Source organism: Paenibacillus sp. W2I17 (assembly GCF_030815985.1).
Lineage (GTDB): Bacteria > Bacillota > Bacilli > Paenibacillales > Paenibacillaceae > Paenibacillus.
The window spans coordinates 3288845-3301501 of sequence record NZ_JAUSXM010000001.1 but is presented as its reverse complement, the minus strand read 5'-3'; the positions used below and the strand labels follow the sequence as shown (position 1 = coordinate 3301501).

Sequence of the window (12657 nt, the reverse complement as noted above, 5' to 3'; positions counted from 1 at the left end):
CCGCTCCCGGATTCGCTGCCCTCTATAGAGTATATTATGCGTTCTGCTCCGCAATTTCATCTTTTGGTGATGTTACTATATAAACGATACGGATCGAATCGGAAACGGTTGCGTCAGAAGAAAATAACGGAAGCGCGCTTGCGACAATGTTGCGCGGGCTTTATACTGTGAGCATTAAGGGATCTCATGTAGATTCGGCATACAGAAAGGCAGAATATCTTATGGCACAATACCCGCAGTGGTCTTATTCGCAGTCGCGGGCGAGTATGTTCGATGAGTGCCTGCGCAAATATTATTATCATTATTACGGTGCCCATAACGGCTGGAAGGCAGACTCTGCTGATGAGATGCAGGTTCGTCTGTACCGTCTGAAGCAGCTCAGCAATCTGTACCTTGTCTTCGGGGACCTCGCGCATCGGATGTGTGAGTCGGCGGTACGCAGCAGGGAAGAGGGCAAAGATAAACCGCGTGAACACTTCCTGGAACAGACGATACGCAAGCTGCTGAATCAGGCGTATGTGGAATCCATGGACGCGGATCAGTGGCGGCTGAACCCCAAGAATCGCACGATGCTGTCCGAGATCTATTACGGGGATGACACGTTGAATGACCGGATCGCCACGATTAAGGAACGGGCTTCGGCCTGTGTCAGTAACCTGTACCAGACGCTTACGTGGGAGGACTTGTCCCGGGCAAGTACGGACATTCTGGAGATTGAGAAATGGGATACCATGATGCTGCACGATACGCGCGTTTATGTGAAGATGGACTTATTGTATCGGCGCAGTAACGGCAATATCGTCATTGTGGACTGGAAGACGGGCAAGGAAGATGACTTCTCCGATCAGCTAATGCTGTACGCATCCTATGTGAGAGAGCATTACCGGGTTCCCTTGGAGCAGATTGAGCTGCGAGTGGAGTACTTGTTAACCGGAAAACACCGAGAGTTTACAGCCACAGAAGAGGATATCCGGAAGGTGGAGGAGAATGTGGGTCGTTACATTGAGGAGATGCGATCCTGCGTGGAGGATGAGTATTATAACCGTCCCAAGGACGTCACCTACTTCACAGCGATGCCTTCCCACCGGTCCTGTCGGGATTGCAACTTCCGCGAAGTATGCAGTGAGCGAGCAGTCTGAAGCGCCAAAACCGGAACAACCTAAAGGCCTTATACCAACCAACAAGCTATCCTATATGTGAAAAAAATCAAGAAGCGCAAGCCGGGAACATCATCTGCCCGACTTGCGCTTCTATTGCGTTCCACAGGCTTGGCGACAAGGCGCCGGGTGGAACGATCATATCAAGATTACTGGACAGCGGCGGTATTCTCCAGCGCCTGACCCGCAGGAACATAGGCATGCCCGAGATCCCGGGCAACCGCCTCATACGTGATATGTCCATTCAGCGCGTTGACCGCACTGCGAATGGACGAACTGCCGCGAATCGCGGCGGCTGCACCGTGGTTGGCCAGCTGCAGCGCATAAGGCATGGTGGCGTTGGTCAGCGCCACCGTGGACGTACGCGGCACGGCGCCTGGCATGTTCGCCACCGCGTAATGCACGACGCCATGTTTCACATAGGTCGGTTCATCGTGGGTTGTGATATGATCAATGGTCTCAACGATCCCACCCTGATCAATCGCCACATCCACAATGACCGAACCCGGTGCCATCGTCTTCACCACTTGCTCGCTGACAAGCGTTGGCGCCTTGGCGCCCGGAATCAGCACCGCACAGATCAACAGATCTGCCGCCGCAACAGCTGTTGCAATGTTGGACGGGCTGGATACTAGCGTGTGGATCTGATTGCCAAAGATATCATCCAACTGCCGCAGACGATTCAGATTCAGGTCAAGGATGGTCACATCGGCGCCAAGACCAATAGCAATTTTGGCTGCATTTGTTCCCACCGTTCCGCCACCAATAATGACCACTTTCCCCCGACTGACGCCGGGTACACCAGACAACAGAATGCCCTTGCCACCTTCCGTTTTCTCCAGTAGCTGTGCTCCGATTTGGGAGGCCATGCGGCCTGCAACTTCACTCATAGGGGTTAGCAGGGGGAGAGCGCTGTTGACCTCCAACGTCTCATACGCAATAGCCGTTACCCGACTCTTAATAAGGGCTTTGGCAAGCTCTGGTTCCGCTGCGAGGTGCAGGTATGTGAACAGAATCAGTCCCGGACGAAAATATCCATATTCACTGGCAAGCGGTTCTTTCACCTTGATGATCATATCGGCTTCGGTCCACACTGACTTGGCATCAATCCGAATCTCGGCGCCCGCAGTTTGATATTCATGATCCGTGAATCCACTGCCGATCCCCGCGCCTTGTTCAATCAGTACCTGGTGACCGGCTCTGATGAAATCAGCAGCCCCGGCCGGAGTCATTGCTACACGATTCTCATTATTCTTGATTTCTTTGGGAATTCCGATTCTCATCACCATGCACCTCGTCCATTTATTGGTTGTTAGCTTATACTACAAGTTTATGACTTGGATAATCGTTTTGCACCTTACTTGATGTCTAATCTTTAGAAATTGAACTCAACATATTGTCGAAAAAGACTGTTCAGGACATTTGTCCATGGATTATAATGTAAGAAAAAATAACACGAAGAGGGATCGCCATTGCGAAATGACCGTGTGTTTACGATCAAAGATATCCTTGCACGTCCGGTATTTGGCCGAGCACGACTAGCGGCAGGGAAGGATGGAGTGAACCGTCAGGTTGGCTGGGTTCATGTATTGGAGATTACAAATGTATCTCCATTCGTAAGCCCCCATGATCTTATTTTATCCACTGGACTGTGGCTTCAATCGGAAGAAGGGCGCGAAGAGTATCTGCTTCAGCTCATTGGCAGTGAGGCAGCGGGGCTATGTGTGGAGTTTGGTACCAGCATATACGGAATCCCGGAAGAACTGATTGAACTGGCGGACAGGCACCAGTTTCCGCTGATCGTATTTGAGCAACCGGTCCGTTTTGTCGAGATTACACAGGATATTCACTCTCTGCTCATTAATCATCAACATCAGTTGCTGAAAAGTCTGGAAGCATACTCCCGTCAGCTTCAGCAACGAACATTACAGAGTACGGATATGTCTGCTGTGCTGAACCTGCTGTATGAGTACGCTACCAAACCGGTGGTGTACATTTCGTCCATGGAGCCGGGCAGTTTTGTGCCCGAACTTGTTCCGGAGATGGAACAGGCCATCTATACCTGGTATGAGCAGGAGGTAGAACATCTGGATTTGAATGATTCAGATACTGAATTATGGTTCCACATCGACGAAGAGAAGGCTCTGTTGTGTCATCCGGTCGTCTGTTTTGGCCAGGTTTTTTCGGCTGTAGGCATGATTGTGCATCCCGCAGCTCCAGTAGAATATCTCAAGCTGTTGCTCGATTATACGGCGAAGGCGGCGGCAGCGCTCACGCTTCGTTCCCAGTTTCTTGAGGAGAAGATGGTCCGCAATCAGAATGAACTGATCCAGGATCTGATGAGTGGCAACATCCATCAGGAGGAACAGGCTCAGACTCGAATGGGGCTTCGTTTGCTGGTGAAGGGACAGTACTGGTTTGCAGGAGGGGTCATCGAGATTGAGCATCGATTGAAGGGTACAGGCCGGGAGCGAATGGAAGCGAATCATCAGGATGTTCTTGTCCTGCTGCGTTCCCTGCTCAAGAAGAACAATCTGCCTAGCCTGATTATGCTGAAGAACAACCAGGTATATCTGTGCTGTGCGAAGGAAGCGGTAACGGCTGCTGCACGTCATCAACTGCTGCGATTACTGGAAGGGATTGCCCAGGACGTGAAACGGTTTGCCAGTCGTAACTTGAAACAGGTTATGATTCATGTGGGATTTGGCAAGTTACGCAACCGTTTGACCAGCCTGCCAGAGAGCCTTCAGGAGGCCTACCAGGTGATCGAAGTTTCGAGATCGGTAGATTCGATGGAACATGTTCACTTTTATGAACGTATGGGTATATATCAAATGTTAAAGGCGTTACCCCAATCCTTCCTGCAACCCTTTGTCCAGGATCACCTGGGTATGTTGATTGAACATGACCAAACGCATCACCTGCGATTGGTAGAGACGTTGGATGCCTACCTGCAGAACTTTGGTTCCAAGCGGGATGCGGCCGCCCAGTTATTTATTCATCGGCAAACATTGTACAACAGACTGGAGAAGCTGGAAGAACTGATGGGTCCAGGTTACATGGATCAAGAGAGAAGAATCTGTCTGGAGATGGCGTTACTCGCGCACGCGATGATTGAGAAGGGCAGTGGCAATCCTCTTGATGGGGTGATATGAGATGTAAGACAGACAGACTGTGCATTGAGCTTGCACTACCTCGTGCACAGTCTAGCAGTTTTTACTGATCCGCCGAGTCCGTTGTAACGAGGCGGGAAGGTGTTGCAGGGTAGGAGTGGAGCGTCGGCCCCGATATAGCTTCGCTTGACCGGAGGAAGGTGCCAGTGATAAGGAAGAAGGTGCAGCCAGCCGATACGGGGGGGATGACCGGTCAGGGCGTCCTTCCGGTTCTGCGTCGTTGTCCTCCATTGAAATGCCACTTTGGTGCAGCCATTCATTAAGTCGTTTGGGATTGATTCCGAGTTGTCCGCTCAGATTACAGATATCGAGGTTTATTCTCACACAAATCCGCCTTTCTTGGAATATCGGGCTGGTAGTAGGGTATGAAAGGGAAGCATGAATTCGAGATCAGTAAATGCTCATGTAACATGTTGATTGCAGTTTGATCGGCGGAATGATCCATTATGATAAGAAATAATGCGGAGGCGTTTATGTATACCTTGTTATACGTTTCCATGTCCGCTGTTTTGAATATTTCCATTAAATTGGCTTTTAACAAGATTCTATCACTTCACATGCAATTGCGCGTCTCAATATAGTCTCAATTTTGTGAGAGAAAAAAGTATATTAAAAGTACCAGTATCTAGTACGGAGGACATATATGGGAAACAGTAGTGAGGCGAAATACGACAAATATGTTGAGGATGGCAAACGTTTCATTGGTCGAACCAAGGAACTGACGACACTGGAGCGGTGGTTCAATCATCCGGAAGCCCCATTAACCATATTTTCAATTACGGGCATGGGAGGCATTGGTAAATCTTCCTTGCTTTCAGAGATGTTATCTGTCTCTCGGGATCGAGGTGCGACGGCAATATGGATGGATGGTCGATCATGTGGGGCAACTCCTTCCGTTTTTATGGATTATTTGTCCTCTACATTAGGCTTGGAAACAATGGATAGTGAAGGATACCCGCGACCATTGAGTCTGCTGAGAGACACATCGTTCGAGAAGAGATTGGTCCTGGCCGTGGATAATTATGAAGAGCTTGCTCTGTTAGAAAGCTGGTTCATGGAAGTCTTTGTATCCAAACTTCCGTTAAGAGGGATACTTGTCATTCTTGCATCACGCCCGGAACTGGCGTCCACCTGGCGGACACATCCCCGATTACATCAGAGGTTTATACAGATGCGGCTTCAACATTTCACAGTGGATGAGATTACGGAATATATCACGTTGGCAGGCTTTCTGGATCAGGGGATGGCAGGTACCATTACGCGAATGACCGATGGACATCCGCTGGGGCTGGCCCTTGCTGTAGAAGCTGCGGATCAGAGGAGGAATCTTCCACAGTCCGAATGGGCTGATTTGTCGCATATGATCAGTGCTCGATTATTATTGGAACTTACGACACCCCGTCTGCATCCTGTGGTGGAGGTACTAACACTGCTTGAGACAGCCAATCAGGAATTGTTATCATCTGTCCTGGACATGACTGTGACGCAAGAAGACTACCACATGCTGAGACAGATGTCGTTTATCCGTTCCGGTCCGGATGGTCTTGGACTGCATGACATGGCCAGGGTGCATCTGCTACGGGATTTTCGCCAACGTGAGCCACATCGGTTGCAGACATTGCGTATCAAGATTGCGAAGCTGCTGAAAGCGCTACATGAACACGCAGGGGCTCATGAGCGTCGTCAAATCGCCCGAAAGATGCTGTTGCTCTGTCAGGAATCCATGCTTCAATACCGCAAGTACGCTGATGTGTCCCGTGATTCCTTGTTCTCACCTCTCGAAACGATGAGAAGCGAGGATCTGCCCGTTCTGCAAAGCCTGTTACAGCAATGGTGCGAGTACAGCGTGGAACCATGGCAAGCCGTAACCTATGGCCCCTTCCTGGATGAACTGGCACACCGTTATCCCGAAGGGATCGTATTAATGCGTGACAAGCTTGGGGAGACAATTGCCATGTTCATTACTATCCTTGTACATAAGGATAGTAGTGAGTTGTTACTAAAATATTTTCCAAATGAGATGAATGAATGCTTCACACCACAAGAGCTCGAAAATGACCCGGATCAGAGTGATACACACTTTGCTTTGCTGGCGGCGGCAAGAGATGATGTGCCTGGTTATACACGAGAAGAACTGGTGGGATACATGGCACTGGATCGACTGTCTCTGCTTGGTGATGGTGCGCGAGCGATGCTCGTTGCAACGAACCCTCACCTGAAACTATTTTTGCAAAGTATTGGATTCCGGATGCGAAGAACCCGCACTCGTGTCTGCGACAGATTTGAGGACCAGGCGGACGTACTTGATTTGGATTTGCGTAATGGGCAATTCGGAGAGTGGGTCATGTCTCTTCTTGATCCGAAATCAACAGAGGAGCGTATACAGCCGGAAACAACGGAAGTGGATGGTTTAGTCTGGACTGAACAGGATGTTCGCAAGATGTTGGGGGATCTTCGTTCCCCGGGAGAATTGCATGAATATGCTGGAAGGGTTAGAGGAGTAAAGGATGGAATCCAGTTACAGCTGTATGTCATGGATCTGTTGGAGGGCAGAGTGCATGGCCTATCTCCACAGGATCAGATGCTGTTATACGCGGCCTACTGGACGCATGCTGGCAATCCAACTGCCGCAGCCCAGACGTGTTCCATGAGTCGGGCGACATTTTATCGCCATCTCAGAACAGCGCTGACTCGCTTGGCGCGGATTTTGTAGGATTCTATTCATTCATCATACCGATAATAACGAGAAGAAGAGGCTGGTCATAGACCAAGCCTCTTCATGCGATTATAGAGCGTTGCCCTGGAGATGCCAAGTTGCTTGGCGAGTGTTCGTTTGTTGCCACCTGCTGCTTTCAGATATTGAATTAGAAGTTGCGCCTCATAGGTGTCCAATTTTTGCTGGTAGGTAACACCGGAGACAAGTTCGGAATCATCCGAGTGATCTAATTCGTCCACATTTGCAACCGTTCGAGGTTCTTGTTCTGGTTCTGCTCCCGCCGAATCCTGACGTTGCTGATTTTCGTTGTTGGCATGTGAATGAATTCCGGATGTCAGTTGAACTTCGGACTGTTCTTGCATGGTGAGGGAGGTGAGGGTATCAGGCAGATATTCCTGCTTCACCTCACCATCTGTCGTCAGAATGGTCAGGCGTTCGATCACATTTCGTAATTCACGTACATTGCCTGGCCAATCATATTGGAACAGCAACTTGAACACTTCAGGTGGAACCAACTCAATATGACGGTTATAGAGCAATGAGAATTCTTGAAGGAACGTCTGGGTTAATTCATATATATCTTCCTTGCGCATGCGCAGAGGAGGGATGACAAGGTTAATGACATTCAGCCGATAGTAGAGATCTTCTCGGAATTGATTGCGGGCAATCATACTCATTAGATTCTGGTTGGTTGCTGCAATAATCCGGCAGTCGGCCTGTTTCATACGCGTTCCCCCCACAGGAAAGTAACTCTTCTCCTGCAACACCCGAAGCAGTTTCACTTGTAATTCCAATGGCATCTCACCGATCTCATCCAGAAAAAGAGTGCCCCCTTCGGCAAGCTCAATCTTGCCCTTTTTGCCTTTGGGATCTGCTCCGGAGAAGGCACCTTTTTCGTAGCCGAATAACTCACTTTCAAACAAGGAAGCAGGGATTGCCCCACAGTTAATAGCGATGAACGGTGCAGTCTGCAATTCACGAAGATCATGAATAGCTTTGGCGAATAACTCCTTGCCTGTGCCGCTCTCTCCGAGGATAAGTACGGTTGCTGAGGTGGTACTGATCTTGCGAATGGTCTCCATGCACTGCTTGATGACCGGGCTACTGCCCTTGATTCTGGCAAATGGATCTAATTCGGGACGTAGCCGAGCAACGGCTTTCTCCAGGTGCTGGACTTTGGAGGTCATATGTAATAGTTCCTGATGTAATCGGATTTCGGTTGTTATATCCACTTCGGCAGCAACTGCACCCACAATATGTCCATCCAGTTGGACAGGACGAGCATTAATCAGGGCGAACAGGTCGGGCCGTGGCTGATGCTGTTTGCGATAGACCGTTTCGCCGGTATACAACGTCTTGAGAGACTGTAGCCGATCTGGAGGAAAAAAGTCCGCTGCGGGTTGTCCGATGATGTCTTTTTTGCTGATCGAAAAAACATGCTCCGCGCCAGTTGTCCAGTAGGCCACCTTGGCATCTTCATTAATTAATGTCAGAGCTGAACCCGCTGTCTCCAGTGTGGTCTCAAAATAAGCTTCTATTAGGCGATGCGCATGCATCATGGCATGCAAAACATCGGATACCACGATATATCCCAGTATGGGTCCTTCATCCTGAATGAACAGATAAGAAGATGTGTCGAATAAGCAGAAGGCATCTACCAACGATGTTGATGACGGAATGGTAAATGTGGAGAGGTCTGTATCCAGAATATCCATATCCGTACGCAATAAAGACATTAATTCTGGAAGTAAATGTTTCATCGATATCACCTCAGTTAGGGCATAACTTTTGGAAACGACTTCTTTTACACGAGTTACTTATAAGTGATCTACATATGAAATGACTGGAGAATGATGGTTACCCATATTATAACTTTCCAAATGAGGTGTGTATATATTTTTTGACATGAAGCATACATGTTGTCGGCACAGTAGAGATCAATGTTGAATTTTCATTTCTGATATTTCCTTTTACTATTATTTTAAGGAATTAATGCTAATTCTAACGGTCCATTCAGTATTTTGGGTGAGGGTTGAGTTATTATAAATGACATTTGAGTTACCTGATTAAACTGTTATTTCTCAATCTGCTCCACGGACAGTTGAAGTGATTATTCATATAGAACATGAATTGTCCACACCATTAAGAAACTTCTGAATAATGCTGTATGAAGGCCATCCGCATGAAGAAGAACTAAAGGAGTGTGATAAAATGGCCATTCTATCAACTGGGCCCATTGAGAATAATATTTCAGGAATAACGGGGATCCGACCAACTCAATCCGTTACTGTCAAAATCGATAACCGGAATGCGACAGAAATGTTCACGGTGCTTCTTCGGGGCTATTACCTTAATGGAGTGAGAACATTATATGTAGAAGAACTGCTCAATGTATCACCTAATCAGGTCATAACCAAAGTTTATAATGGGAATTTTGATGCTTTTGAGTTTATATTTTCAACCTCAGACACGGCTGCTCCAGAAGCACAAATATCCGTATGGGGCAAGAATTCCGAAGGCGAGTTGGTGACCGCTCACCGATTGGTTTCGCAGGAGTTGCTGGGTGAAACTATAGGGGCGGTGGGCGTAACTGGTGCTACCGGTGCAACAGGTGTCAGTGGCGTAACGGGATTAACGGGCGCTACTGGAGTAACAGGAACTACAGGGGTCGCTGGGGTGACAGGAGGCACCGGGGCCACCGGAGTAACAGGAGCCACGGGCATTACGGGAGTAACGGGAGGCTCCGGAGCTACTGGAGTGACAGGAGCCACGGGCGTTACGGGAGCAACAGGAAGCACCGGGGCAACCGGAGTAACAGGAGTCGCGGGTCTTACGGGAGCAACAGGAAGCACCGGAGCTACTGGAGTAACAGGAGGCACGGGCATTACGGGAGTAACAGGGGGCACCGGAGCTACTGGAGTGACAGGGGCCACGGGCGTCACAGGAGCAACGGGGACTACCGGAGTAACAGGAGCCACTGGCGTTACAGGAGTAACAGGAGGCACCGGTGCCACTGGAGTGACAGGAGCCACTGGCGTTACGGGAGCCACGGGAAGCACTGGGGTTACTGGAGTAACAGGAGGCACGGGCGTTACGGGAGCAACGGGAAGCACCGGAGCTACCGGAGTAACAGGAGTCACAGGAGTTACGGGAGTAACGGGAGTAACGGGAAGCACTGGGGTTACTGGAGTAACAGGAGGCACGGGCGTTACGGGAGCAACGGGAAGCACCGGTGCCACTGGAGTAACAGGAGCAACGGGGACTACCGGAGTAACAGGAGCCACTGGCGTTACAGGAGTAACAGGAGCCGCGGGTCTTACGGGAGTAACAGGGGGCACCGGAGCTACTGGAGTGACAGGAGCCACGGGCGTTACGGGAGTAACGGGAGGTACCGGAGCTACTGGAGTAACAGGAGCCACGGGCGTTACGGGAGTAACGGGAGGTACCGGAGCTACTGGAGTAACAGGAGCCACGGGTATTACGGGAAGTAACGGGAAGCACCGGGGCCACTGGAGTGACAGGCGCCACGGGGGTTACGGGAGTAACGGGAAGCACCGGGGCCACCGGAATAACAGGAGCCACGGGCGTTACGGGAGCAACGGGAAGCACTGGAGCTACTGGAGTGACAGGAGCAACAGGAAGCACTGGGGCTACTGGAGTAACAGGAGCCACGGGCGTTACGGGAGCAACGGGAAGCACCGGAGCTACTGGAGTGACAGGAGCAACAGGAAGCACTGGGGCTACTGGAGTAACAGGAGCCACGGGCGTTACGGGAGCAACGGGAAACACCGGAGCTACTGGAGTAACAGGAGCCACGGGCGTTACGGGAGTAACAGGGGGCACTGGGGCCACTGGAGTGACAGGAGCCACGGGCATTACGGGAGTAACAGGGGGCACCGGAGCTACTGGAGTGACAGGCGCCACGGGGGTTACGGGAGCCACGGGAAGCACCGGGGCTACTGGAGTAACAGGAGCCACTGGCGTTACGGGAGTAACAGGGGACACCGGAGCTACCGGAGTAACAGGAGCCACGGGCATTACGGGAGCCACGGGAAGCACCGGGGCTACTGGAGTAACAGGAGCCACTGGCGTTACGGGAGTAACAGGGGACACCGGAGCTACCGGAGTAACAGGAGCCACGGGCATTACGGGAGCAACGGGAAACACCGGAGCTACTGGAGTAACAGGAGGCACGGGCGTTACGGGAGCAACGGGAAGCACCGGAGCTACCGGAGTAACAGGAGTCACAGGAGTTACGGGAGTAACGGGAGTAACGGGAAGCACTGGGGTTACTGGAGTAACAGGAGGCACGGGCGTTACGGGAGCAACGGGAAGCACCGGAGCTACCGGAGTAACAGGAGTCACAGGAGGCACGGGCGTTACGGGAGCAACGGGAAGCACCGGTGCCACTGGAGTAACAGGAGCAACGGGGACTACCGGAGTCACAGGAGCAACGGGGACTACCGGAGTAACAGGAGCCACTGGCGTTACAGGAGTAACGGGAAGCACCGGAGCTACCGGAGTATCAGGAGTCACAGGAGTTACGGGAGTAACGGGAAGCACTGGGGTTACTGGAGTAACAGGAGGCACGGGCGTTACGGGAGCAACGGGAAGCACCGGAGCTACCGGAGTAACAGGAGTCACAGGAGGCACGGGCGTTACGGGAGCAACGGGAAGCACCGGTGCCACTGGAGTAACAGGAGCAACGGGGACTACCGGAGTCACAGGAGCAACGGGGACTACCGGAGTAACAGGAGCCACTGGCGTTACAGGAGTAACAGGAGGCACCGGTGCCACTGGAGTGACAGGAGCCACTGGCGTTACGGGAGCCACGGGAAGCACTGGGGTTACTGGAGTAACAGGAGGCACGGGCGCTACGGGAGCAACGGGAAGCATTGGAGCTACTGGAGTGACGGGAGCCACGGGCGTTACGGGAGCAACGGGAAGCACTGGAGCTACTGGAGTGACAGGAGCCACGGGCATTACGGGAGTAACAGGGGACACCGGAGCTACCGGAGTAACAGGAGCCACTGGTGTTACGGGAGCAACGGGAAGCACCGGGGCTACTGGAGTAACAGGAGCCACTGGCGTTACAGGAGTAACAGGAGGCACCGGTGCCACTGGAGTGACAGGAGCCACTGGCGTTACGGGAGCCACGGGAAGCACTGGGGTTACTGGAGTAACAGGAGGCACGGGCGCTACGGGAGCAACGGGAAGCATTGGAGCTACTGGAGTGACGGGAGCCACGGGCGTTACGGGAGCAACGGGAAGCACTGGAGCTACTGGAGTGACAGGAGCCACGGGCATTACGGGAGTAACAGGGGACACCGGAGCTACCGGAGTAACAGGAGCCACTGGTGTTACGGGAGCAACGGGAAGCACCGGGGCTACTGGAGTAACAGGAGCCACGGGCATTACGGGGGTATCAGGAAGCACTGGGGTTACCGGAACGACAGGTGTCACTGGAGCAACCGGTACAGCAGGGCAAGGGTTGTCCTCGTACGCTTATATTTTTAATACATCAGCTCAAACTGTAGCTATTGAAGCGGATGTAATCTTCGACAGCAACGCAAATCTTACCGGTATTACTCACACGGCCAATACCGCTGCG

General features: G+C 51.5%; 7 protein-coding genes. 4 read left to right on the top strand and 3 right to left on the bottom strand.

Translation table 11 applies throughout. The features are described from left to right. Positions 1–221: 221 nt before the first annotated feature. The gene (locus QF041_RS14695) at positions 222–1139 is read left to right on the top strand and encodes a PD-(D/E)XK nuclease family protein (RefSeq protein WP_307414700.1); all 918 of its coding nucleotides are present in this window, start codon (positions 222–224) and stop codon (positions 1137–1139) included. Positions 1140–1306: 167 nt separating this feature from the next. Here the strand turns inward: QF041_RS14695 and ald are convergent, their stop codons facing one another. Further along, entirely contained in the window at positions 1307–2440 is a 1134-nt protein-coding gene (gene ald, locus QF041_RS14690; RefSeq protein ID WP_307414699.1) for an alanine dehydrogenase, read from the bottom strand. A gap of 189 nt (positions 2441–2629) precedes the next feature. Here ald and QF041_RS14685 point away from each other — a divergent pair, with 189 nt between their 5' ends. Continuing rightward, positions 2630–4312: a PucR family transcriptional regulator gene (locus QF041_RS14685; protein WP_307414698.1), complete on the top strand. Its 1683-nt coding sequence runs from the start codon at positions 2630–2632 to the stop codon at positions 4310–4312. A 51-nt stretch (positions 4313–4363) separates the two neighbouring features. Here the strand turns inward: QF041_RS14685 and QF041_RS14680 are convergent, their stop codons facing one another. Then, positions 4364–4654 (bottom strand): hypothetical protein, encoded by a 291-nt coding sequence (locus QF041_RS14680; RefSeq protein WP_307414697.1) that lies wholly within the window; start codon positions 4652–4654, stop codon positions 4364–4366. Between the two features lie 319 nt (positions 4655–4973). On the opposite strand from QF041_RS14680, the gene QF041_RS14675 reads away from it, so the two are divergent. Next, complete coding sequence (locus QF041_RS14675) at positions 4974–7043, top strand: nSTAND1 domain-containing NTPase (RefSeq protein WP_307414696.1); 2070 nt, start codon at positions 4974–4976, stop codon at positions 7041–7043. Positions 7044–7090: 47 nt separating this feature from the next. Here QF041_RS14675 and QF041_RS14670 read toward each other — a convergent pair whose 3' ends face one another. Further along, complete coding sequence (locus QF041_RS14670) at positions 7091–8806, bottom strand: sigma-54 interaction domain-containing protein (protein ID WP_307414695.1); 1716 nt, start codon at positions 8804–8806, stop codon at positions 7091–7093. A gap of 451 nt (positions 8807–9257) precedes the next feature. Between QF041_RS14670 and QF041_RS31330 the strand changes: the two genes are divergently transcribed. After that, positions 9258–12563: a hypothetical protein gene (locus QF041_RS31330; RefSeq protein WP_483874697.1), complete on the top strand. Its 3306-nt coding sequence runs from the start codon at positions 9258–9260 to the stop codon at positions 12561–12563. The last annotated feature ends 94 nt before the right edge of the window (positions 12564–12657 follow it).

Coding starts and splice junctions, on each gene's coding strand:
- QF041_RS14695 (WP_307414700.1), top strand. CDS start 222: ATGGCACAATACCCGCAGTGGTCTTATTCGCAGTCGCGGGCGAGTATG.
- QF041_RS14675 (WP_307414696.1), top strand. CDS start 4,974: ATGGGAAACAGTAGTGAGGCGAAATACGACAAATATGTTGAGGATGGC.
- QF041_RS14670 (WP_307414695.1), bottom strand. CDS start 8,806: ATGAAACATTTACTTCCAGAATTAATGTCTTTATTGCGTACGGATATG.
- ald (WP_307414699.1), bottom strand. CDS start 2,440: ATGAGAATCGGAATTCCCAAAGAAATCAAGAATAATGAGAATCGTGTA.
- QF041_RS31330 (WP_483874697.1), top strand. CDS start 9,258: ATGGCCATTCTATCAACTGGGCCCATTGAGAATAATATTTCAGGAATA.